Origin of the sequence: Chromobacterium sphagni (assembly GCF_001855575.1) — a bacterium.
GTDB lineage: Bacteria > Pseudomonadota > Gammaproteobacteria > Burkholderiales > Chromobacteriaceae > Chromobacterium > Chromobacterium sphagni.
This window is the reverse complement of sequence record NZ_MKCS01000002.1, coordinates 557520-581093: the sequence shown is the minus strand read 5'-3', so window position 1 is coordinate 581093 and position 23574 is coordinate 557520. Positions and strand designations below refer to the sequence as shown.

At 64.1% G+C, this 23574-nt stretch carries 14 protein-coding genes and 1 pseudogene; 4 read left to right on the top strand and 11 right to left on the bottom strand.

Going from position 1 to position 23574, the window contains the following annotated elements; all coding sequences use genetic code 11:
• Positions 1 to 6: 6 nt before the first annotated feature.
• The 3 genes from BI347_RS18425 (at position 7) to BI347_RS18415 (ending at position 2632) form a co-directional block, all read left to right on the top strand.
• Positions 7 to 642: a Smr/MutS family protein gene (locus BI347_RS18425; RefSeq protein WP_071113408.1), complete on the top strand. Its 636-nt coding sequence runs from the start codon at positions 7 to 9 to the stop codon at positions 640 to 642.
• A gap of 77 nt (positions 643 to 719) precedes the next feature.
• Entirely contained in the window at positions 720 to 1172 is a 453-nt protein-coding gene (locus BI347_RS18420; protein ID WP_071116677.1) for a peroxiredoxin, read from the top strand.
• Positions 1173 to 1228: 56 nt separating this feature from the next.
• Positions 1229 to 2632 (top strand): PhoH family protein, encoded by a 1404-nt coding sequence (locus BI347_RS18415; RefSeq protein ID WP_071113406.1) that lies wholly within the window; start codon positions 1229 to 1231, stop codon positions 2630 to 2632.
• A 285-nt stretch (positions 2633 to 2917) separates the two neighbouring features.
• On the opposite strand, the pseudogene BI347_RS18410 reads toward BI347_RS18415, so the two are convergent.
• The 5 genes and pseudogenes from BI347_RS18410 to BI347_RS18390 form a co-directional block, all read right to left on the bottom strand.
• Positions 2918 to 3211 (bottom strand): annotated as a pseudogene (locus BI347_RS18410) (type I secretion system permease/ATPase); the annotation flags it as partial.
• A 93-nt stretch (positions 3212 to 3304) separates the two neighbouring features.
• On the bottom strand, positions 3305 to 4165 hold the full coding sequence (locus BI347_RS18405) for a methionyl-tRNA formyltransferase (protein ID WP_071113404.1): 861 nt from the start codon (positions 4163 to 4165) through the stop codon (positions 3305 to 3307).
• A gap of 218 nt (positions 4166 to 4383) precedes the next feature.
• Entirely contained in the window at positions 4384 to 4599 is a 216-nt protein-coding gene (locus tag BI347_RS18400) for a sigma factor-like helix-turn-helix DNA-binding protein (protein ID WP_071113403.1), read from the bottom strand.
• 302 nt (positions 4600 to 4901) lie between these two features.
• Positions 4902 to 6569 (bottom strand): ABC-F family ATP-binding cassette domain-containing protein, encoded by a 1668-nt coding sequence (locus tag BI347_RS18395; RefSeq protein WP_071116675.1) that lies wholly within the window; start codon positions 6567 to 6569, stop codon positions 4902 to 4904.
• Between the two features lie 267 nt (positions 6570 to 6836).
• Positions 6837 to 7325, bottom strand: a complete 489-nt coding sequence (locus BI347_RS18390; RefSeq protein WP_071116674.1) for an Lrp/AsnC family transcriptional regulator — start codon at positions 7323 to 7325, stop codon at positions 6837 to 6839.
• Positions 7326 to 7449: 124 nt separating this feature from the next.
• Here BI347_RS18390 and BI347_RS18385 point away from each other — a divergent pair, with 124 nt between their 5' ends.
• Entirely contained in the window at positions 7450 to 8067 is a 618-nt protein-coding gene (locus BI347_RS18385; protein WP_083339038.1) for a LysE family translocator, read from the top strand.
• A gap of 574 nt (positions 8068 to 8641) precedes the next feature.
• Here BI347_RS18385 and BI347_RS18380 read toward each other — a convergent pair.
• The 6 genes from BI347_RS18380 to BI347_RS18355 form a co-directional block, all read right to left on the bottom strand.
• Positions 8642 to 9493 carry a 3-hydroxyacyl-CoA dehydrogenase family protein gene (locus BI347_RS18380; RefSeq protein ID WP_071113400.1) on the bottom strand — a complete coding sequence of 284 codons (852 nt, stop codon included), beginning with the start codon at positions 9491 to 9493 and terminating at the stop codon, positions 8642 to 8644.
• Between the two features lie 45 nt (positions 9494 to 9538).
• Positions 9539 to 10219, bottom strand: a complete 681-nt coding sequence (locus BI347_RS18375) for a GNAT family N-acetyltransferase (protein WP_204378104.1) — start codon at positions 10217 to 10219, stop codon at positions 9539 to 9541.
• A gap of 61 nt (positions 10220 to 10280) precedes the next feature.
• The gene (locus tag BI347_RS18370; RefSeq protein ID WP_083339037.1) at positions 10281 to 11105 is read right to left on the bottom strand and encodes a thioesterase II family protein; all 825 of its coding nucleotides are present in this window, start codon (positions 11103 to 11105) and stop codon (positions 10281 to 10283) included.
• Positions 11098 to 12198 carry a cupin-like domain-containing protein gene (locus BI347_RS18365; protein WP_071116672.1) on the bottom strand — a complete coding sequence of 367 codons (1101 nt, stop codon included), beginning with the start codon at positions 12196 to 12198 and terminating at the stop codon, positions 11098 to 11100. Before BI347_RS18365 ends, BI347_RS18370 begins: the two co-directional genes overlap by 8 nt.
• Positions 12199 to 12211: 13 nt before the next feature.
• Positions 12212 to 17125 carry a beta-ketoacyl synthase N-terminal-like domain-containing protein gene (locus tag BI347_RS18360; RefSeq protein ID WP_071116671.1) on the bottom strand — a complete coding sequence of 1638 codons (4914 nt, stop codon included), beginning with the start codon at positions 17123 to 17125 and terminating at the stop codon, positions 12212 to 12214.
• A gap of 65 nt (positions 17126 to 17190) precedes the next feature.
• Positions 17191 to 23556: an AMP-binding protein gene (locus BI347_RS18355; RefSeq protein ID WP_204378103.1), complete on the bottom strand. Its 6366-nt coding sequence runs from the start codon at positions 23554 to 23556 to the stop codon at positions 17191 to 17193.
• Positions 23557 to 23574: the final 18 nt, after the last annotated feature.

Below are 23574 nucleotides of genomic sequence, written 5' to 3'. Positions count from 1 at the left end.
CGCATCATGAAGACCTTCAAGGATTCCCTGAAGGGACTTCGCCAGACGCTGCGCCAGGCCGCCCCTCCTCCGGCGGCCAAGGCGCGGCCCGCCGCGCCCGAAGAACCGGATTTCAAGCAGTTGTTCCGCGACGTCAAACCGCTGAAGCCCGACGGCCGCCACCACCCCAAGTCCGCCAAACCCAGTCCGCGGCCGCGCAAGCCCAGCCAGGGACCGGCATTGAGCACGGCGGCCTGCCAGGAGTTGCTGCAGCATCAGGTCGGCTGGTTCGAACCCGTCGCCCAGTTGCAGCAGTTCGCCCGCCCCGGCATGCCCGCGGCCACGCTCAAGCGGCTGCGCCAGGGCTACTGGCCGCAAGCCGCCCAGCTGGACTTGCACGGCCTGGACCGTTATCAGGCGCAGGACGCGCTGGCGCTGTTCATCCACCGCGCCCGATCGCGCGGCCAGTGCGTGCGGGTGATACACGGCAAGGGCTTTGGCTCGCAAGGCGAACCTGTGCTGAAAAAGATGGTGCGCAGCTGGCTGCAACATCATCCGGACGTGCTGGCCTTTTGCGAGGCGGAGAGCGGCATGGGCGGCAGCGGATCGCTGCTGGTGCTGCTGCGCCGCCCCAGCCATGCGGACAACCATGGCGACGATTAAGGATGACGTGACAATCCCAACCGGAATCCGCTAAGCTCAAAGCATGGCGGACCCCTGCACACTACCAGGAGTTATGCATGACAGGCACAACCTGCCCAGACTTCACCCTGCCCGGCACCGCCGGCGCCGAGTTTCAGCTTTCCGCCAGCCGCAAACCGCTGGTGATCTACTTCTACCCCAAAGACAACACCCCCGGCTGCACCAACGAGAGCATGGATTTCCGCCACCTTCACGCCGAATTCTCCGCCGCCGGCGCGGAGATTGTCGGCATCTCGCGCGACAGCCTGAAATCCCACCACAACTTCAAGGAAAAGCTGGCTTTGCCGTTTGAACTGTTGTCGGATTCGGAAGAAACTGTCTGCAATATGTTTGGCGTCATCAAGATGAAAAACATGTACGGCAAACAGGTAAGAGGCATCGAGCGCAGCACCTTCGTAATAGACGCCCAGGGCAATGTGGCGCGCGAATGGCGTGGCGTGAAAGTGCCCGGACATGCCTCAGAGGTGCTGGGGTTCGTCAAGACGCTGTAGGCAGCACCCCGCCCGGCCAGCCGGCCGGGCAACAACATGAACAAGGGGACCACATCATGGCCGGCCGCAAAAAGACCACCACGTGCAAGCTGTTTGTTCTGGACACCAATGTACTGTTGCACGACCCCACCTGTCTGTACCGCTTCGAAGAGCACGATGTGTTCATCCCCATCATCACCCTGGAAGAACTGGACACCCACAAGAAGGGTATGTCCGAAGTGGCGCGCAACGCACGCCAGGCCAGCCGTTTTCTCGACGACATCATCAGCGGCCAGGAACTGAACATCGCCGACGGCATCCCGCTGAAGAACGCCAGCCGCGACGCCGCCAGCGGCAAGCTGATATTGCAGACTCAGGCCATCAACGGCTCCCTCCCCCCGTCGCTGCCGGTCGGCAAGGCCGACAACCAGATACTCGGCATCGTGATGGCGCTGAAGGACCACTATCCGAAGCGCGCCGTCATCCTGGTGTCCAAAGACATCAATATGCGCATCAAGGCCCGCGCGCTGGCCTTGGAGGCGGAGGACTACTTCAACGACAAGGTGCTGGAAGACACCGACCTGCTTTATACCGGCACCCGCGAGATCGATCAGGGCTTCTGGGAGCGCAACAGCAAGGACATTAAGTCCTGGCAGGAGCACGGCCGCAGCTACTATCAGCTCACCGGCCCGGACGTGGCCAATTTGTATGTCAACCAGCACCTGTGGCAGGAAGGAGAGAAACCGTTCCAGGCGCGGGTGCTCAAGCTGGAAGGCAAGAGCGCGGTGCTGGAGACGCTGAAGGACTTCAGCCACAGCAAGAACAACGTCTGGGGCATCACCGCCCGCAACCGCGAGCAAAACTTCGCGCTCAACATGCTGATGGACCCGAACGTGGACTTCATCACCCTGCTGGGCCAGGCCGGCACCGGCAAGACGCTGCTGACGCTGGCCGCCGGACTGGCGATGACGCTGGAACAGAAACTGTACTCGGAAATCATCATGACCCGCGTCACCGTGCCGGTGGGCGAGGACATCGGCTTTTTGCCGGGCACGGAAGAAGAAAAGATGGCGCCGTGGATGGGGGCGCTGGAGGACAATCTGGACGTGCTCAACAAGAGCGACGACGACGGCGGCGACTGGGGTCGCGCCGCCACCCGCGACCTGATCCGCAGCCGCATCAAGGTGAAGAGCCTCAACTTCATGCGCGGCCGCACCTTCCTCAACAAATACCTGATCATAGACGAGGCGCAAAACCTCACGCCCAAGCAGATGAAGACGCTGATCACCCGCGCCGGCCCCGGCACCAAGGTGGTATGCCTGGGCAACGTCAGCCAGATCGACACCCCCTACCTGACCGAGGGCAGCTCGGGCCTGACCTACGTCGTTGACCGCTTCAAGGGCTGGCAGCATTCCGCCCACATCACGCTGCAACGCGGCGAACGCTCGCGGCTGGCCGATCACGCCGGCGAAGTGCTGTAACCCCCATCAAACGACAACGGCGCCATCCCCGCGGGTGGCGCCGTTATTCATTCCGGCTGTCGGGACTGAGCAGCGCGGGTAGCGCCTGCCCCTACACGGCATGGCGGCAATGTAAAACAGCCCGGCCGGCTTGCACCGACAAGGCTGTCTGATCAGATCGCAATACCCATGGCCTGCTTATTTCCAGCGGAAGGTCACCGCCGGCTGCAGCGCAGCCTGGTAATCAGCGAACACCACATTGTTCACCATGGCACCGCGGGCGCGCTCCCAATCGAACCCGCCGTGAATATGGGCGCGCAAGACCGACAACGCGATATTGAACAGCGACAACAGCAGCAGGTCGGCGGCGATCACATCCAGCGTGTTGAAGACGCGGTTGACCAGCACCTTGTCCATCACCTTCAGGAAGAACAACGGCGTCACCCGCGCGAACAGTTGCAGCACGAAGAACACGCCCAGCACTTCCAACTGCAACTTGCGGTATTTGACGACGGCGGGAATAAACCAGGGGCAGTCGAATTTGGCCAGCGCTCCGCTGGCGGAGGCGCGCGAGGCAAGCATCAGCAGCCGGCCATCATAGCCCGCCCGGTTTCAGATCGTGGATCAGGACTTTATCGCCGTCGCGGCGGGCAATGATGAAACGCTCACTGGACGGAGCATCCGCAAATCGAGTCACCGCCGCTGCCTGCCGACAATCGCGTCCGGCCCGTACAGGCTCCACTCGCTGATCAGCAGCATGCCGTCGCAGGTGGCCACCAGCAGTTGTTCGGCCTGGGAATAGATCAAGCTACCCGGCGCGAAGCCGTGGCTCTCCACCCAGCCTTCGGCGCGGTGGATGAAGATGGTGATCTTGTTGATGGTGGCCGCGCATTCAAAATCGCCGAAAGCACGCAACTGGCGCAACAGATCGGCCAGCGGCCGGTTGAAGTCTAGCGTTCGGTCCTGATCGGTCCACAATGGCCAATAGCTGCCGCCCTCGCCTTGCGGCGCCGCCTCCCGCCACAACGGCTCGAAGTTGTTCGCCACCGCCCGGCTCAAGCGGTGCAGCGCCAGCTGTAGTTTGATGTCCAAGGTTTGATGGCTTTCCGTTTCCGACAGCGGAAAACGCTCCTGGGCCAACATGTCGCCGGTATCGAAATCCACCCCCACCTTGTGGCAGGTGCAGGCCCATTCGCGATGGCCCTCCAGAATGGCGCGCACTTGCGGATACGGGCCGCGACCGATCGGCAACGGCGAAGGATGGAAATTGACCGCGTGCTTAAGATATGGCGTCCAGTCCGGGATGCGCCAGTTATAGCTGGCCACCAGCAAGGCCTCGCAGCCCTGCTCGGCCAGATCCTGCAGATCGCGCGGCTGCATCGGCGACAGCTGCAACGGCAGCTTTCTCTGCTCGGCAAAGGCGAGAGAAGCCTTGTGATGGTGCATCCGATGATCCACCGGCGTGCAGAACAGCTTCACCGGCTGCCAGCCTGCCTGCAGGAAAACGTCCAGCACAGGCTTGAAACGGTCGGAAAGGGTAATGGCAAAACGCATAGCATCCACTCATAGTCGCAGCGGGGCCAGTCCCGCTCCTCAGGCTTGTTTATACCAGCAGCCTCGCCTGCGCCAGGCGCGATGACACGCAAATTAACAGAAGCGCGTGGACGCCAACACAAGCCATCCTTCCCCACCAATCTCCCGCTTTTTTCGGCTCGACAAAAAGCCCGGAGAGGATGAACCACTCCGGGCCAATCGCTGCAATGAACGTCTATTCAACGCAGGGGCAGATGCCCCGCCAAAGTATTGACCTGTTTGATGGCGCGGCGAAAGCGCGCATGGGCCCGCGAGACCGTGGATTCGCTGATGTCCATCTGCTGCGCCGCGCAGTAGCCGGTCATGCCCTCCACTTCCATCAGCCATACCGCCTCACGCGGGCGCTTCTTCATGCCGATCAGGTCGGCCACCAAGTTGAAATCGTCAAGCTTCATCCATGTCTCCCCCATGCGGTCGCGCTTTCAGCCATGCCGGGCGCTGTGTGATGCAAAACATGCGGTTGTAAACTCAGCATAGATGCTTGCAAAAAAAATGCACGCACACCAGCCTCAGGAGCGGCGGAGGGAAGACGGCCGTTGCTCACCCGCACCGGGCCGGCGATGGTCTTTATCCGTTTTGACGCGCCAACGAGACAAAACCCAAACAGGCAGTGGCACCGCGATTACGCGGGCAGCACCGCCCTTTATGACTTTCAGGACGCAAGCCCCGGTTGCCCGGGGCGTGCCGGCGCTGCCGCTTAGCGCTTGCCGGCAGCCTGTTCGCGCCGGCGCTTGGCCTCTTCCAGCAGGTAGACCTGGTAGTCGTCCAGATCGCCGTCAAAGTCGCTGACCCCGCCGCGCGACACCATCCAGAATTCGTCGCACACTGCGCGCAGCAGGGCCCGGTCGTGGCTGACCAGCATCACCGAGCCTTCAAACTCGTTCAGCGCCACACTCAGCGCCTCGCGCGTGGCCAGGTCCAGATGGTTGGTCGGCTCGTCCAGCAGCAGCAGATTGGGACGCAGCCAGACAATCATGCACAGCACCAGTCGCGCCTTCTCGCCGCCGCTCATGCTTCCCACCGCCTGCTTGACCATGTCTCCGCTGAAATTGAAGGTGCCCAGGAAGTTGCGCAGGCCCTGCTCGCGGCAGTCGTTGGCCGGCGGGCGCAACTGCGCCGGAGTTTCGCGCGCCAATCGAAGCATGTGCTGCAGCGGGTCATCTTCCGGCCGCAACACGTCCAGCTCCTGTTGCGAGAAGTAGCCGATATTCAAGCCTTTGCCGCGGATGATCTCGCCGCCGGTGGCCACCAGCGCTTCGGCCACCGTTTTGACCAGCGTGGACTTGCCCTGGCCGTTGGCGCCGAGAATGCCGATACGCTGGCCGGCCAGCACCGAGCGGTTCACGCCTTTTACAATCACGGTAGGCGGCGTGCCTGCTGCCGCATCTTCCGGCGCCGGATAGCCGAACGAGGCCTGCGACATGGTCAGCATCGGGTTGGGCAGGCTGCCCGGTTCCTTGAACTCGAACTGGAATTCGGCATCGGCCAGCACCGGCGCGATCTTCTCCATCCGCTCCAGCGCCTTGACGCGGCTTTGCGCCTGCTTGGCCTTGCTGGCCTTGGCCTTGAAACGGTCGATGAACTTTTGCAGGTGCGCCATCTTTTCCTGCTGCTTGGCCTGCGCTGCCTGCTGCAGAATCATCTGCTCGGCGCGCATGTCTTCGAACTTGCTGTAGTTGCCGCCGTAACGCACCAGCTTGCCGTGGTCGATGTGCAGGGTGACATTGGTCACCGCGTCCAGGAATTCGCGGTCATGGCTGATCACCACCATGGTGCCGGCGTACTGCTTGAGCCAGGCCTCCAGCCAAACCAGCGCGTCCAAGTCGAGGTGGTTGGTCGGTTCGTCCAGCAGCAAGAGATCAGACGGACACATCAGCGCACGCGCCAGCTGCAAGCGCATGCGCCAGCCGCCGGAGAAGCTGTTCACCGGCTGCTGCAGCTCGGCCACGCTGAAGCCAAGGCCCAGAATCAGCGCCTGCGCCCGGGCGGGAGCGTCGTGCTCGCCGGCGTCATTCAGCGCGGTATAGGCATGCGCCATCCGCATGTAGTCTTCGCCGGCCTCGGCTTCGGCCACTTCGCGCCGCGCCGCCAGCAAGGTGGTATCGCCTTCCACCACAAACTCGGTGGCGGTCTGCGACGTCTCCGGCATGTCCTGCGCCACCTGCGCCATCCGCCACTGGCTGGGAATGGAGAAGTCGCCGCCGTCTTCGTGCAGGCTGCCGTTCAGCACCGCAAACAGCGAGGATTTGCCCGCGCCGTTGCGCCCTACCAGGCCGACTTTTTCGCTGGGATTGATGGTGACTGTCGCGCCGTCCAGCAAGACTTTGGTGCCGCGACGCAAAGCCACGTTTTTCAGAATGATCATTGGGAATAGCCGTGCTACAAGATTTTAGGGAGCGAGAAAATAACAGCCCGGCGACCACTTGCGTCCCGACGGAATGCCATGAATAAACAGCGCCTTCAGACAAAAGTCCAGGCCAAGCGGGGGATTATACTCAGATGTAAGCTGCCAGAGGGGAAGCGGTTCCGCCACAGCCCGGGCGGCGGGATGATGCCACCCAGCTCACTCTGGACTATCCAGGTCATCAATGGGCGCCAATCTCGTCTCCAACGTCGGCATCCAGGACAACCGTCAGCGACCACCCGCTCCCACTGGCAGCTGGCCGGACATCTTCACTTCGCGTAGCGACAGGCTGGAACGGATCGACGACACACCGGGCAGTTCGCGCAGCACATCGCGCACGAAGACGCCAAACGCCTCCAGATCCTCGGCGACCACCTGCAGCAGGTAGTCGCACTCGCCGGTCAGGTTGTGGCAGGACAGCACCTCCGGGATCGCTTGCACCTGCTCCTCGAAGCGCCGCGGCGCATCGCCGGTATGGCTGCCGAAGCCGACTTGCACGAAGGCGAGAACCCCGTAGCCGAGCTTCTTGCGGTTCAGCACCGCCTGATACCCCTCAATATAGCCGTCGGCCTCCAGCCGTTTCAGCCGGCGCCAGCACGGCGTCTCGCTCAGCGCCACATGCTCGGCCAACTTCGCATTGGACAACCTCCCATCCTGCTGCAGCAAGGCCATCAGGGCACGGTCCACATTGTCCAGCTCAAATTTTGGAAGATTCATTTGCACAAGCCAAAAATAAGGAAAGAGTCTTTCCAAATCTAGCCCAATAGCGCAAGAGAAAGCAAAGCAATTTCACCCTGCCGGGAGCACACTAAGCGCATCGCCCCCTATGCCGGAGCCCGCCATGCTGCCCTTGTCTGCGCTGTCGCTGTATCTTGCCGCCCTGGTCGCCGTCTACATATTGCCGGGGCCCGACATGGCCTTGGTGATGGCCACATCGGCGAGCCGCGGCGTCGGTACCGGCCTGTTGACCGCGCTCGGCATCGCCGCCGCTCGATTCCTGCATGTGATGATGTCGGGCTTGGGCCTGGCCGCCTTGATGTCCGCCCATCCCTTGCTGTTCGACACTGTGCGCTGGATCGGCGCGGGCTATCTGTTGTGGCTGGCGTGGAAGGTGATCCGCGCCAAGCCTGCGCCAGAAGACTCGCCGCAAGCGACCGAGTCTGGCCGCGCGGCGATCGCCCGCGGCTTCCTGACCAATTTGCTCAATCCCAAGGCATTGATGTTCTGCGCCCTGCTCCTGCCTCAGTTCGTGTCGCCGACGTACGGCGCTGTGCCGCCGCAGTTCGCGCTGCTCGCCGCCATCTTGGTCGCGGTCGGCTTATGCTTCGACACCGCTTACGCATTCGCCGCCGGCGGCCTCGCCCGCCGCCTGAAGGGGCGCCGCCCGATGGTAAAGCTGCAGAAGGGTTTGCTCGGCGGCGTGTTCGTGGCGATGGCCGGACGCCTGGTCTTTGGCTAATCGGCATAGGAAGCCACTTGATGGCACCTGGCCTCGGCAGCTTGCCGGCGCGACGGCTAAATAGGCGAGAGCAGTATGCCTCTGCGCGCCACATCGATTTTTCAGCGCGGGCGCAAAAACAAGAAAAGCCTCGCCAGGCAAGGCGGCTTTCTCACTGGCGGCGCGTCCCTACAGCTGTAGTGAATCGCTTGCCAAAACAGCGGATAGCCATGCGCAAACTGTGCGATGGGCAGTACTGGCGGGATCGAGAAATGCCATGTGATCCGAATCGGGCAGTTCGGTAAATGTGACCGAGTCGCCAGTTGCAATGGCCGCCGCTGAATATGCTTTAGACATTTCAATCGAAACGGCATCGGAACCATGGATCACAAGCTGGGGCAGATTGAGAGGCAATAGCTTGAACGGGGTAGCGGCAGCATAATATTCAGGCCGCTCTTATGGCGTTGCGCCCAATAGCTCCACCACCGCGCCACGCCCAAGTCCCATTTTGGCAGCGCCTTGAAGGTCTGAAACCGAGTATGCATGCGCCAGCCATCTGGCCGGCGCATGCATCCTTTACTGCGACGGAAACCACTCAGTAGGTGTAAAAACCCTTGCCGGACTTACGGCCCAGATGGCCGGCGTCAACCATGCTCCTCATCAGCGGGCAGACCCGGTATTTCGAATCCTGGAATACCTGATAAAGCACGTCCAGCGAGTTCACCACCGTATCGACGCCGATCAGGTCCGCGGTTTCCAGCGGCCCCATCTTGTGGCCGAAACATTCCTTGAATATGGTGTCCACATCCGCCGGCAGGGCGATGCCGTCCTGGATGGAGAACGCCGCTTCATTCATGAACAGATGGGAGATTCGGTTGGAAACAAAGCCGGGGCCGTCCTTAACCACCACTGCCTTCTTGCCCAGCAGCGCCAGCATTTCCAGACAGCGGTCCCGGGTTTGCTCGGTGGTGTTGAGGCCCACAATCACCTCGACGGTATGCTTCATGTAAACCGGGTTCATGAAGTGCACGCCGATGACCTGCTCCGGTCTTTTGTGAAACGAACCCAGCTTGGTGATGGGAATGCAGGAGGTATTGGCCGCCAGCACCGCATGGGGAGCGATGAATCCGGCCATGCCCGCGTACAGCGCCTGTTTCAGCTCGATATTCTCCGGGATGTTCTCCACCACGAAATCGCAATCTGACACTGCCTGCAATTCGGTGGCCCAGGCGATATTTCCCAGAATGTCTTCCGGCTTCCGGCCCTTGGCCAGCGGGCTGAACAAGGGCGCGTAGCCGGCGGTTTCCGTCACCCGCGCCCGGCTCTGCTCGCAAGACTGCTCGTCCTTTTCGATCACCACCACATCCTGGCCCCGCAATGCGCAATCGAAAGCCAGGCTGGAACCGATATTGCCACCGCCAACCACTGCGACTTTAAGCTTTGACATAGATATTTCTTCCTTGCTGTATTGAGAAAATCGTTCCGCAATCATTCACTCGCCGGCATCGGGGGAAATCACTTCCCACTTGCCGAACAAGCTCAGTCCAGCCGCCTCGGCCAGCGCGGCGGAAGCTTGGTTATCCAGCTGGCAGCGGTATTGCGGTTCATAGCCCTGCTCGCAGGCGTGCCGGCTGATGGCGCGCACCACCTTGCGGGCATGGCCTTGGGCGCGGAACGGCGGCAGCGTCAACACGCCAAGGTCCGCGACGCGGGCGTTTTGCCAGGGATACATGCTGGCGGCGCAGACCAGCCGGCCCTGTTCGAGAGAGCCGAACACCGCCCAGTGGTCCAATTCCACATAGGCGTCGTCCAGGTCCTGCTCCGAGGCGGAGGACTGAAATCCGGCAAACGCCGCCTCGTCCTGAGCCGTCAGCCGGCGCACCACGCCCGCCGGCGTTTCCTGCCCCAGGGCGCGCTTGGCGGCCTCGGAAAAATAGAAAATGTAATCGGCGCCGTGCAGGACGATGCCCGCCTCCCGCAACGTCCCGCGCAGCAGCGGCTCGGACAGGCCTGACTGCCGATGCAGCCCCAGCCTATCGGCCAGCGCCGGAGTCATGACCGCCATGACGCTGCCGTCTGCGGTCTCCAGAACCATCAGCCTGCGGTCTTCGCTCAGCCCGGGGTTGACGGCGAGCGTGAACTTGCCGTTGCGGCACAGGACTTCGCCGCTCAAAAAGGTCGCCTGCCAGAAATCCGTAATCATCGGTGAAAATAAGGACATGCTTTTACTCGACTTAGTTGGAGCCAGCGAACGCGGGGGAAAAGCGCTCGGCCAAATTATCCAGGGAAGGAGGCGCGGAGGTCCGCTCCGCCAGCTCCCTGGCTCGTTCTTCAATCCATGGAATCACTTGCTCGCTGGCGAACAGGTAAAAATGCCCGCCAGTGAAAATCTCCTGCCCCACCGGCGCGCTAAACGCCCGGCGCCATCCCGACAGACGACAGACGGGAACCCGGCTGTCGCAGTCGCCTCCCGCCAGATGCGCGCGGACATCCAGCGCCGGCTTGGGCAACCGGCTCAGCCTCGCCAGCAGCGACAAGTCATTGCGCATGACCCCTATCACATATTTTTTCATCTCGGGGTCGGCCAACACCTCAGGCGGCGTGCCCTCGTACTGCTCCAGCAGGCGCACGATTTCCGCATCGGACAAGTTTTCGCCGGGCCCCTCGCCCGGGACATCCGGATCGACAAAGCCGCGCGCGGAAAGAATCAGGCCCAGCCTCATCCGCGGCGATGCGCGCCGCAGCCGGTGCGCCAGTTGATAGGCAAGCTCCCCTCCCAGGCTGTGGCCGAACAGCAGCAGCGGCTTCTTCCGGCCCAATTCCTGCCGCTGGATCGCGGCGAGAATATCCGCCAGCGTTTGTTCGACATCCGCTTGGAAAGGCTCCACGAAACGCCCTCCCCTGCCCGCCAACTCTAGGCAGAACACTTCGATCGATCCGGACAGTTTTTGCGCCAGTTGCAGATAGGGGTAGCTGGAACCGCCCGCATGATGCAGGAACAGCAGTTGAACCGCGGCGTCCGGTCGGCGTTTCGCCGCGGTTAGAACGGAATCAGACAAGATGCAGCCCTCCGCTGGTTTCGACGCGCAACGGGCCGCCCCGGTAGATGCGCGCGAATTCCGGCACTGCGGCGATAGGCGCACCGGCGATCCAGCCGGGCCCGCGCTCGGCCTTGAACTGGAAATAATCCCGGTATTCCGGATTGGTGACAAAGTTGTAAGTCAGGGAAATGCTGGGCGACAAGGTGTGCACCTCGTGCGTCAACCCCTTGGGAATCAGCATGATTTCGCCCGGCGCCAGATCAAACCGCCAGATCCGGTCCGCCTGGCCTCGCGGCTCCGGCCCGGCGGCTGACGGCGCGGAAGTGGCTTGGCCATCGGCGGCGCTTCTGGCGGCATCCTCCAGCGAGGCGGAAAAAATCCAGCCCGCCTTCCTGCCCGCCACCTGGCACAACACCGCATTGCTGCGCATGCCGTCCACATGCAGGCGGGTGCAAGCACCCGGGGCGGAAAAATAAAGGCCCCAGTCCTGACACATTCGCTGGTTGGGGTGCAGCTCTCCCGCCTGCACCCAAGGAATCCGGTAGCCGCCTGCGGGCAGGAAATAAGGCCTGCGCCAGTGCTCCCGGAGGCGTTGAAACGCCAGAAAGCTGAAAGAGCGGGTGTTCACCAGATGGCCGAATCCCCAGGTGAACAGCAAGTGCTTGAAGAACGAATCATAGGTGTAGCGCAAGTAGTCCAGCTCCGCGCCTATTTGCCCCAGCTCCACAGCGGGCAGCGCAGCGATTTCGCGCAGATAGGCGCGCAGCTCCGCCCTGGCGCCGGGCCTGAATCCGGCATCCTGCAGTTGCACGGACATATCGCCGAACTCGCGGCAAAAGTAGTCGAAGCTCCAGATTTCCCGCGCCGGCCAGTCCCGTAGTCCGTCGCTGATGATTACCGGCTCGTTCCGCATCAGATAGCGTTCGCGGAACTCGGCGACGGAAATATCCGCCACCCGCACCACATTGCGGTACTCGGCCGCCGCCAGCCGCGCCAGCGCGTCGCCATGCGCGGGCTGCGCGCCTCGTTTGCGGCGATAGATGCTCGCCTCCTCGAATGCCCACAGCCCGACGTCGCCCAGCGCATTCCATGTCTTACCGAAAAAACCCATTTCCCGCCCTTCCCTAGAAATCAAATTCCAGATCCACATCCTGCTCCGCCGCCTGCGCGCGCGGGTCCAGCTGGACACCGAGGCCCTGCAGCAGGTCGCGCACTTCCGCTTCCGGATCGGCAAGCACCTCGTCTATCAAGGCAAAGTAGTAGTCGAACACCGCCGCGATGGTCGCCTCGGCGAACAAGCGCTGGCGATACTGGATCGTGCAGTCGAAAGCCTCTGCGGTTTCGGACACTTCCATCACCAGATCGAACTTGGCGGTATTGGCCGCCAGTTCCAGCCGGGAGAAATCGCTTTCCCGCTCCGCCTCGTCGGCGCCGTTCAGGCTGAAGGGCAAATAGCCGAATACCACGTCGAACAACGGATGCCGGCCCTTGCGATCCTGGCAGTAAGGCTCGCCGCTCAGATCGTCCAGCAGCGCGCTCATCGGATAGCTTTGGTGCGGCGCGCTTTCCAGCCATTGGGAATTCAGGTCCAGCAGATAGTCAGCCATGGGAAAATCCGCCTCCGGCTCTATCTTCAGCGTCCGCATATTGACGAGATACCCCACCATGGCCAGCTCCTGGGCCTGCGCGCGCCCGGTCACCGGCACGCCCAGCAGGAAGGACTCGGCGCGTGCGATCTTGCCGATCAGCACGCCGAAGGCGCCCAGGAAAAAACTGAAGGTGGACACGCCCAGTTCGCCACACAGGCGTTTGACCGCCTGGCTGGTCTGCGGGGAAAGGCGCTGGACCAGGGTCACACCCTGATGGCTGGCGGCGTCGGCGCGACCCTCCACCGTAGGCAGCGCCAAAGGCGCCGGCAATGGCAACAGGTTGGCTAGCCAATAGGCCTTGTCCTTCCGCGCCTGATCGGCGTTCTCGCTCGCTTGCCGCTGGCGCCGGTAGGCAGCGAAACTGTATTCCGGCGCCGGCAGGGATCGCCCTGCGAGCAGGCGCTGGAAATCATCGGCCAGTATGCCCAACGACACGGCGTCGCATACGATGTGGTGGACCACGATCAACACTTGGTGCGGCCGTCCGGCGTCCTCGCCCTTCACCATCATGGCGCGCATGGGAAGCGCCGCATGCAGATCAAACGGCCGCCCGGCGAACGCCTCCAACCGCGCAAGATCCTCCTCCCGCGTCGGCGCGGCTTCGAATGTCTGCAGGACCACCCTGACATCGAGCTGGGGCAGCATCAACAGATCCGAACCCCGCCGCTCGAACAGGCATTTCAGCACCGGATGCCTGTCGGCGATCTGCTCAATGGCGGCGGCAATGGCCGTCGCGCTGTACGAACCCGGGCATTGGAACGCCACCGGCATGTTGTAGCTGGCGTCATGGAAAGTGGTCTGGTGTATATACAGCAGCTCCTGGTCCGCGCTGGCTGCGATCGGCGCGGCGGGGTCGATTTCCGGCAGCGCGGCATCGGCGGCGTCCGGCACCAGCAGACACTGGCGCTCGATCTCGCGTATGGTGGGCTGCGCGAAAAAGTCCTGTATGGCGATTCGCTTGCCAAGCTTTTTGTACACTTTCTCCGCCATCACGATGGTCTTGAGGCTGTCGCCGCCCAGCTCCATGAAGCGGTCGTCCACGCCCACGCCGTCCACCCCGAGAATCCCGCTCCAGATGACGGCGATGTCCTGCTGCATCGCATTGCCTGGCGCCAGGTAAGCCGAACCCAGGTTTTCCGGCCTCGGCTTCAGCCTTGCGCCCCCGGCCACCAGCTGCGCGCGGCCGCCGTTGGCTGCGCGCCTCCCGCCCCAGGCATACAGCCGGTCCATGAACTGTCCGGCGGAGAAAATCTTCTGGTTCTCGCGGTCATACTCGCGCAGGCTGCGTTCGAACAGCGCGGGAAACTCTGCGCCGGACAGCGCCACTTCATTGGCTCCCCATGCCTGCGCACCGCCCTGGCGCCCCTCGTCGAAATGGATGGTCTCCCAGTTCACCACCACCCAGCGGGTCCCTCCCGGCCGCCGGTTCTGCAGCTGTCCCCAGCCATCCAGAAACAAGTTGGCAACCGCGTATGGCGCATGGGCGATGCCGCCGAAAAACGCCGACATCGAGGACGTCGCGAAGCAGTATTCGACCGGCACGGTTTCAAACACCCGCGCCAACACCTGCGCCGCCCGGGCTTTAGGCCCCAGTTGCGCCAGATAGCGGCTCGCATCGAGCTGCGCCAGCGCGGCGAAGGAGTCGCCGTCGGTCACACCGGCGGCGTGAACAACCGCGCAGATATCGCCCAGGCGCAGGCGGATGGATTCGAACAGCGCCAAGGCGCCGGTCTCAGACTCCAGCGCGTACGGGAACACCTCCACCGCGGAGGCGCCGGCCGCCGTCAACTCCTGGCTCAAGCCTTGCATCGCCGGAGAATCTGCCGCCTGCCGGCTGATCAGCGCCAACTTGCCCTGGAAGCGCCGGGCGATGGTCCTCGCCATCTCCTTCGCCATCCTGCCGCCGGCGCCGCTTATCACAAAGGTCTTGCCGACAAAGCGCGCCTCGTCCAGCACCTCGTTCTCCTCCGCCTCCGGGCAGCGGAAATCCTCGACAAACAGCCCCTCCTCGTTCAATTTGAGAGGACCCTGCATCGGCGTCCGCAACACCCCGGCCAACATCGCCGGATTGGGATACCGGATGCCCAGGAACGCGCAGTTGATGCCGGGAATTTCCTGCGGCGCAACCAAGGCCAGCGCCTTCAGCGCGGCAGCGGTCAATACCGACTCGGCGGCACCCTGCGGGCCAGCCGGCGCCACCAGATAGACATGCGCGGAGGCAAAGCCCGAAAAATCCGCTTCCACCAGGGCCTTGCCCAATTCGGCCAGCGCCTGGAGCGAATCCGGGTCGAATGCGAACCCGTCCGCGGGCAGCGCCAGCGACAACACCAGCGACTGCTCCTTGCGCGCATCTGCGGACACTTTCGCCAGCGCGCCGCGAAGCTGCGCCGGACAAAACATGTTCAGGCTGACGGTCTCCAGCAGGCTCGCCGTTTCCCCGACAAGGGCATCCAGCGACGCGTCGGCCAGCAGCACCGCGCGGGTATCCCCCCGCGCGGCCGGAATCCGCACAGGCTTCCAGAACGGCGCCAGCAGCCCCGCCGCGTTCTTAGACTGGCTCCGGCCCTCCGGCGCGGCGATGACGCCGGCGATCTGCGCCCAGGCCTTGTCGCCGATATGCCCCGCGCCATGATCTTCCCGCGCAAAGGCGTAACCGGGGACATCCAACAAGGGCAGGCCGTCAAAATCGCCCAGCAGCCAGGGCGCCGCCTCTCTGGCCTTTCCCGACACCCAGCCGGCAACCGCTTCCAGCGTCTCCTCCAGCCCGGCCTTCGACGCGCCCTCCAGTGCCGGACGAAGCAGCGCCATCGCGTCGGCATCGTCGTCCAGGGTCAGATAGCGCTCGATTTCCCGCATCAGCGCAAACCTGGAATCCGCTGCCAGCATCGCCCGGCAGGGAAAGCTGCGGCGTTTGCCCAAGGTGTGGGACAAAGCGCGCAAATCCAGGCCGGATTGCGATACCAGCCACTGCGACACCGCCTCCAGTTGCCGCCGCAACGCCGCTTTGCTCTTGGCGGAAAATGGCAGCAGGCAGACTTCGGCCGCGCCGCCGCTCGCCTGCGCGCTTGGCCGGACAGGCTCGTATTGTTGCAGCACCATATGCGCATTGGTGCCGCCGATGCCGAAGCTGCTGACGCCGCCGGTCCGCAAGCGGCCGGCCACCGATGGCCAGGGCTGCGCGCCGGCATTGATGTAGAAGGGGGAACGGTCGAACTCCAGCTGCGGATTGGGGCGCTGGAAATGCAGGGTCGGCGGAATCACGCCGTGCCTGAGCGCCAGCACCATCTTGATGAAACCGGCGACGCCCGCGGCGGAATCCAGGTGGCCGATATTGCCTTTCACCGCCCCCAGCGCGCACCGGTTCAGCGCTCCGCCGGCGGAGGCGAACACCTCCTGCAGTGCCATGAACTCGATGCTGTCGCCCAAGGCGGTCGCCGTGCCATGGCACTCGATGAAGTCCAGATCCCCAGCCTCGACCTCGGCCACTTCCCAGGCGGTGCGGATCGCCTGGGCCTGTCCCTTGACGCTGGGCGCGGTGTAACCCACCTTGCGGGCGCCGTCGTTGTTGATGGCGGAGCCTTTGAGAATGGCCCAGATCGGATCCTTGTCGGCGATGGCGTCCCCTGCCCGCCGCAGCACCACCGCCCCCAGGCCGCTGCCGAACACGCTGCCGCTGGCCTCGGCGTCGAAGGCGCGGGTCTTGCCATCCTTGGAGAACAGCATGCCGCTCTGGTAGGTATGGCCGTTTTGCTGCGGCAGCAGCAGGCTGACGCCGCCGGCGACGGCGAAGTCGCATTCGCCGCTGAGCAGGCTCTGCACCGCCTGATGTATGCTCACCAGACTGGTGGAGCAGGCGGTCTGCAGCGTGAAGCTGGGGCCTTCCAGGCCCAGTTTCCAGGAGATCAGCGTGCTCATCGCGTCCTTGTTGGACAACTGCGACGCGAGAAACCCGCCGACATTCTCCACCTGCTCGGACAGCATCGCCTGCATGGTCCATTGCACCGTGCTGCGCGCGCCCAGAAACAAGCCGATATTGCGTCCGCGCCTGTCCGGGTCGACGCCCGCGTTCTCCAACGCATGCCAGACGCACTCCAGCATCAGCCGGGTTTGCGGGTCCATCAGCGCGGCCTCCGCCTGGCTGTAGCCGAAGAATTCCGCGTCGAAACATTGCGCGCCGGACAACACGCCGTTCACCGGCACGAAATCCTTGTTGCGTATCTTGGCGGCGTCATGACCCGCCTTCAGCAGTTCTTCTTCGGTAAAACGGGAAATGCCGTCCACGCCCATCAACAGGTTGCGCCAAAACTCATTGCAGTTTTCCGCCCCCGGAAATCGGCCCGACAAGCCGATGACGGCGATATCCAGATCTTCTCTTATTTCTACGCTCATAATTTCTTACCTAGTTAGGCTTTCTGGCAATGCAATCGCGGATAAAAACTGTCGCGTCCCAGGCTTCAGGCCGTCTCGGACAGCTTCGCTGAGGCTTCCCGCGCCGCTCCGTCCCCCGCGAGGAGGTCGTCGACGCCGAGCTGTCCGATGAAGTCGAAATGGCCGCCGCGCACGCGCTGGACAACGGCGCGGCCTTGCAGCGCTCGCTCCAGCGCCGCCACCCCCTCCACCTTGGCGTCGTCGGAAAAGAACAGCGCGGCGGACAGGCGGTCCAGCGGCAACGCCAGCGCCCGCGCGCAGAAGGGCTTGTCCATCAGGAAACGGTGCTGCAACCAGTAATGGCGCCACTCCCGATGCAGCGCCGGGAATGCCGCGCGCAAGGCTGCCTCGTCGAGGTCCGCCATCTCGGCACCGTCCCCGGCCTGACGATTAAGGTCGCGGAAGAAGTCCAGGAACTCGGCATACAGCTCGGGACCGTCGAACACGGCGGTTTGCAGGTTGGGGTCGAGGAACAGCAGCTTGTCTACGCCTTGCGCGGCGCCGGGATGCCGCTCCAGCAGCGCCGCCAGCATCTCCGCCCCCAATGAATAGCCGCCCAGCCACACCGGGCGCGAAGGATGCGCCGCCGCATGCTGTCGCAGCGCGGCCAGCAGCGCCTCCTCGAACTCCGGCAACTGCGGATCGGCGGCCGAACCGGGGTCCAGCGCCAGCGCCGCGACGCTTACCCTCCCCGCCAGCGTGTCGGCCAGAGTCTGCAACTCAAGCAAGCCGCCCAGAGCCGGCGGCAGCAGCAACAACTTGGGCAGGCCCGGCTCATCCGCGTTGAGGAAACGCTCCTGCAGCCATGCGCCCTCGGCGCCGCCGGCGTTCCGCCGCGCTTCAATCAGCGCCCATTGCGCGGCCACGGTGGCGTTTCGGAACACGTCCGCGGGACTGAAGTCAATGCCGAACCGCGCCTCCAACTGACTGGCCAGCCGCACGGCGCTCAGCGAGGACCCGGACACCAGGAAGAAATCGGAATCCGGCGCCAGCGCGCCCTGATAAGCCAGACATGCGCGCCAGCAGGCGATCAGCTGATGCAGACCTTCGTCCAGCGCCAAGTCCCGCGCATCCAGCGCCGGCGCGACACCTTCGCGCCACTCATGGAACAGCGCCACGATTTTCGCCCGGTCCAGCTTGCCGATGTCGGTGCGCGGCAAGCGCGCCAGCGGAAAGATCGCCGACGGCAGATGAGAGCGGGTGTAATGGCGCGCCAGATGTTGTTGCAGGCCCGACAGGTTGTCCGGCGCGCCCTCCACCGCCAGCACTAGGCAGGCTTCCGGCGTGCCGGCGAAAGCCACCGCGGCCCCGGCCGCGGCCACGCCTGGATACTGCCCGGCCTTGCTTTCCAATTCGCCCAGCCCAATGAAGTTGCCGCGCACCTTGCAGCTGTCGTCCATGCGCCCCTTGAGGTAGAACAGGCCATTCTGGTCAGCCATGGCGGAATCGCCGGTGCGGAAGAAGCTCCCCTGTTCGTCGCGCCCGAACTTGCCCGCGCTCAGCGCCGGATCATCCAGATAACCGTGGTGTTCGAAATCCCCATAGATCGCCAGCTCTCCCCATTGGCCAGGGCGCAGCCGCCCTCCTTGCTCGTCCAGTACCGCGAAGGCGACGTGCGCGAACGGCGCGCCGATGGACAGCGTCGGTCCCGGCGCCGCCTCCGCGCAGTTCACCATCGAGGCGGCGATACAGGTTTCCGTGGGGCCGTAGCTGTTCCAAATCTGCATGCGCCCGAGCAGGCGGCTGATATCGCCGGGCGCCAGAAAATCCCCTCCGCTGATGCATACCGCTGGCAGCGGCTGCAGATCCTCGATGCGGTTCCAGGCCGATAGCAGGGCCGGGGCGGCGGAAATCACATCGGGACGACGACTGGCCAAAAATGCCCGCGCCTTGCGCTCGTCCAGCAGACTGTAGCGGTCGGCCACCACGCTGGTTCCCTGCAGCGCCCAAGCCAGCAGCACCTCTTCGAGATAACCGTCGAAGCTGGGGGAGAATTGCTGGACCACCCGCATGCCCTGCCGCAACCTCAGCGTGTCGACCAAGGAGTCCAGATACTGGGCCGCTGTCCGCGCATCGACGCAAATGCCCTTGGGACGGCCGGTGGTGCCGGAGCTGTACAATATCCACGCAATGGGGTTCCCATCGCGGGACTTCGCGCTCCGGAAAGCGTCCCAATCGATGGCGATGGGCGCGGGGGCGTCGTTGTCGGCATCGATCACCAGTTCCGGCGCCGCATGGCGGATCACCTCGTCTATGCGCGCTTGCGGCGTGCCGCGCTCCAGCGCCAGATAGGTGGTGCGCGTCAGGAAGCAAGCCGCCAGAAAGGCCTGCATCTGCCGCCCGGGACGCCCCAGGATCAGCGCGCGCCGGATTTCGCCGTGGTTCATGCGCTGGGCGTAGGCGGCGGTCAGCGCGGCGAAGCCGCTCCAGGAAACCTCGCCGTCTTCGTCTATCACCGCGGGGCGGTCGGCCAAAGCGGCGAAGCCCTGCAGCAGCATGGCATCGATCTGGGCATAGGCCGCGCGGCGTCGCGCCGGACGAAACGCCTTGTCGGCCATTGCGGCGGGCACGAGCAAATCATCCACAGACAACATGGATGGAGCGCAGCCCAGTGCCTGGCCAAGCATGTCCCGGTAGCTCGAGGCGATGGCGTCTATCCGCTCTCCGGTGAATACGTCCTGCTGATACTCCAGCGTCAGCCGGCAGCCTTGCGCGGCCTCGGCGACTGTCAGGTTGAGCGGCCCGTGTGCCTCGGCGCCGGCCTCGCCCTCGTCCGCCGCGCCATGCCCGTCCGCTGCGTCGATGTAGGTGTAAGCGACATTCAGCAAGGGATTGCTGCCGAACATTCTCGGATCGCGGCTCAGCAAGGGGAAGACCTCCTCAACCGGGAAAAACAGCTGATCGACCACCCGCCACTGCTCGTCCGCCAGGGTCCTGACGTATTCATCGAAAGTCCCGGCGCGCGGGCCGAAGCGGAATGCGCACGGAACCAGCGAGACGAACATGCCCACGGTCGCCAGCGCCTGCCGCGGGCGAAAGGCGTTCGCCACCGAGATGGAAAACGCGTCGCCGCCAGTCTCGCGCGCCACGGCCAGGCCCCACAGCGCCAGGAAGAACACCGCTGGCGTCACGTTCAATGCCGCGCACAAGCGATGCACCTCGGCCAACTCCCGCGCCGACAGACTCCAGGAGGCATGGTTCGTCCGGCCGCCGGCCTGCGCCGCGCCATGGCCGAAAGGATCGAACGCCAGTCCCTCAAGGTAGTCTCGCCAGAACCGTTGCGCCTGCCCCCAGAGCGGCTGTCGACGGGCATTCGCCAGCGCCGCCGCATAGCCGCGGTAGCTCAGCGCGACAGGCGGCGGCGCTTCCTCGCGCAACAGCTGCTCAAATTCGCGCTGGAGAATCTCCATCGCCGGCTTGTCCACCAGAATATGGTGGATCTGCAGGCGCAGGCGGGCCTGCGCCGTGCCGATGCCCTGCAGGCAACCTCTCAGCAGAGGTCCCTCGTCCAGCGCGAAAGCCTGCGCGCTCGCCTGCGCCCAGTCTTTGCCTTCGTCCAGCAGCACCTTGTCGACCGGAAGCGAGGCCAGGATGTCGGCGCAAGGCGCTCCTTCGGCATCGATGCGGTAACGGGTGCGCAGAATGTCGTGCCGCGCCAGCAGCGCCTGCAAGGCTTGTCTCACCGCCCCGGCGGATGCCTCGCTGGCAAGCGGAATGTCCAGAGCCAGCACATAAGCCATCGAGTCCGGGTAAAGCCGGTATTGCGCATAGAGGCGGGCTTCCTGCGCGGACAACGGCCCCCGCTCCCAGGCATCCGCGCCTGATGCCGTGTCCAGAAGAGCGGAGAAGGCATCCGCGCTCATGACGCGGTCGCCGGCGAGCCGGGCATCAACCAGCTTCGCCAAGCTTTCAATGGTTTCATGCTGGAAAAACTCCAGCAGGGACACCACTTGGCCGAACCGCTGCTGCAACTCCGCCAGCACCCTTGCCGCCCGCAAAGAGTGGCCGCCCAGCGCGAAAAAGCTTTTGTCCACGGACAGCGCGCCGGGTTCCAGCTCCAGATGGCGCGCCCAGCAAGCCGCCAGCCACTCCTGGGTGGCGCCGTTGGGCCGTACGGCGTCGCCGCGCGCGGCATCGCCAAGGACCTGCTTCAGCTGCTGCCGGTCCAGTTTGCCGTTGCGCGTCAGCGGCAATTCCGCCAGCAGGATGATCTGGCTGGGAACCATATAGGACGGCATCCTGCTTAATAAGGCTTCCCTTATGTCGCATTCGGCCAGCCGATGGTCGGCAGCCACGACGAAGGCCCCCAGGCGGGCGTGCCCGCGCTTGTCCGCCAGGCCTATCACGGCGGCCTCGGCCACGCCCGGCAAGCCCAGCACGCCCTTCTCTATGGCGTCCAGCTCGACCCGGAAACCGTTCACCTTCAGTTGCCGGTCGCGCCGACCCAGCACTTCGATCTCGCCGTCGGCATCCCAGCAGCAGAGATCGCCGCTGCGGTAATACCTGCCGCGCAACCCGCGGGTATCCAACTCGAGAAACGCCTTTGCGGTGAGATCCGGGCGGTTCAGGTAACCGATGCCCACGCCGGCTCCGCCGATCAGGAGCTCTCCCGGCACGCCTATCGGGCAAAGTTCCAGGGTGTCGGGAAACACCACCACGCACTCGCAACCTCCGACCGGCTTGCCGACGGTGATCTTGCGGCCCTGGCGCTCGATTGACAGGCAGGAGGCGAAAACGCCGGCTTCGCTGGGACCATACACATTGAACAGCTCATAGTTGTTCTTGCGATAGCTGCGCAGGCTTTCGCCGCCGAAATACAATTGCCGCAGGCCGGGGATATCGCCCAGTTCCATGATGTCTTCCGCCAGCACCGTCGTGGCGAATGCGATGTCGATGCGGCTCTCCCGAAGGAATTCCACGTACTTTCCCGCATCGATTCGGGCCTCCTCCGGCGCCATGACGATCACCGCGTCCTGCGTCAGCGCCTCCACGCACTCCAGCACAAAATAGTCGAAAGCATGATTCGCCATGGAGGCTGTCCGCGGCCGCGCCATGCGATGCAAGGCGTGTTTTTCCTGACTTAGATTGAGCAGCGCCCTGTGCGTATTGATACCGCCTTTCGGCTTGCCTTCGCTGCCGGAGGTGAGTACGACACACAAGGCGTCGTCAGGGCCGACCGCCTCCCCCCGACGCCGCCACTCCGCCAGAACGGCAGCGGGCGCGGCCGCCGGCTGCGCCGCCGCATAGGGCGGCAGCATGAGCACCTGGCAGCCCTGGGCGCGGAAGAATGCCGCCATGCCGCCGCAACCGTCCTGCAACAGCAGCGTTTTGGTGCCATGCGTAGCGATGGTATCGGCTAGTTGAGCCTCCGGAACGCCATGGCCTTGCAGGCAGAACGGCTTGCCTATGCGCATGCAGGCCATCGCCGCCAGAGTGGTTTCCACGCCCTTGGGTCCGACGATCAGCACGCAATCGCCCAGCTCCTCCCACCGCGGCCAGAGCGGATCGCTCAACAGCGCGTCGGTGTAGCGCTCGAGCTGGGAAAAATTGACGGTTTGGCTGCCGCATTCCAGAAACGGGGTTTCCGCTCTGTCGCGCAAGGCCGCCGCGATGGCTTGCGCCACGTTCCGATAGGCCAGCGGGCCCGCCGGCGCCGGGGCGGACAGCTCGGCGATGCGCTCCTGCTCCGGCTGCGGAATCCACGGCATGGATCCCAGCTCGGCGCCGGGCTCGAAAACCATGGCGTTCAGCAGCAGCATCAGCCGGTCCATCAGCAGCGCAACCAGCTCCGCATCCACGCGGCTACGATCAAAGCGCATATGCAGGCGGGTACTGGCCGCGCTGGCCTGGATCCAGATGCCCAGCGCGCAAGCCGACGCGTCGGCACCCTCGAACGGCGCCCTGGTCTCCGAATATCCCGCCAGCACCTGCGGCGCCGGCTCGGCCGGCTCCGCCTGGGGCGGCAGGCCCTCGGCCAGCGCCGCGGCCTGCTTCCATTGAGCCAGTTCCACGCCGAACAAGCGCTTGACTGGCTGGGCCAGCTCCGCGTCCGTCACGCGCCATGGCGCGGGCAGCAGATGCGCGCCCGCTGGATCCGCGTCCATCGACCAGCTCAGCACGCCCTCGGCCTCCCGGCAATGCAGGAAGGCAAGCTGTTTGATGCAGGCGGAAAACAGGGATTGCCGATGCAGCGCCGACGCCGACGCCATGGCGAAAATCCGCGCGTTGAGGCCATCCTCCAGGACAACCGTCTGCGTCGTCGCCGCGCCCGCCTCCGCCGCGGGTTGCGCCGTAGTGAAAAATGGGCACCCACGGTATTCCGCGGCCGATTGTTGCAAAACATAATCTTTGAACGCCTGTTTCCTGGCATTCATCGCAATGGGATCATTCATGAGCATTTCCACGGCTTC

Coding starts and splice junctions, on each gene's coding strand:
- BI347_RS18390 (WP_071116674.1), bottom strand. CDS start 7,325: ATGAATCTTCCAAAATTTGAGCTGGACAATGTGGACCGTGCCCTGATG.
- BI347_RS18425 (WP_071113408.1), top strand. CDS start 7: ATGAAGACCTTCAAGGATTCCCTGAAGGGACTTCGCCAGACGCTGCGC.
- BI347_RS18400 (WP_071113403.1), bottom strand. CDS start 4,599: ATGAAGCTTGACGATTTCAACTTGGTGGCCGACCTGATCGGCATGAAG.
- BI347_RS18380 (WP_071113400.1), bottom strand. CDS start 9,493: ATGTCAAAGCTTAAAGTCGCAGTGGTTGGCGGTGGCAATATCGGTTCC.
- BI347_RS18385 (WP_083339038.1), top strand. CDS start 7,450: ATGCTGCCCTTGTCTGCGCTGTCGCTGTATCTTGCCGCCCTGGTCGCC.
- BI347_RS18395 (WP_071116675.1), bottom strand. CDS start 6,569: ATGATCATTCTGAAAAACGTGGCTTTGCGTCGCGGCACCAAAGTCTTG.
- BI347_RS18365 (WP_071116672.1), bottom strand. CDS start 12,198: ATGGGTTTTTTCGGTAAGACATGGAATGCGCTGGGCGACGTCGGGCTG.
- BI347_RS18405 (WP_071113404.1), bottom strand. CDS start 4,165: ATGCGTTTTGCCATTACCCTTTCCGACCGTTTCAAGCCTGTGCTGGAC.
- BI347_RS18415 (WP_071113406.1), top strand. CDS start 1,229: ATGGCCGGCCGCAAAAAGACCACCACGTGCAAGCTGTTTGTTCTGGAC.
- BI347_RS18420 (WP_071116677.1), top strand. CDS start 720: ATGACAGGCACAACCTGCCCAGACTTCACCCTGCCCGGCACCGCCGGC.
- BI347_RS18355 (WP_204378103.1), bottom strand. CDS start 23,556: ATGAATGATCCCATTGCGATGAATGCCAGGAAACAGGCGTTCAAAGAT.
- BI347_RS18360 (WP_071116671.1), bottom strand. CDS start 17,125: ATGAGCGTAGAAATAAGAGAAGATCTGGATATCGCCGTCATCGGCTTG.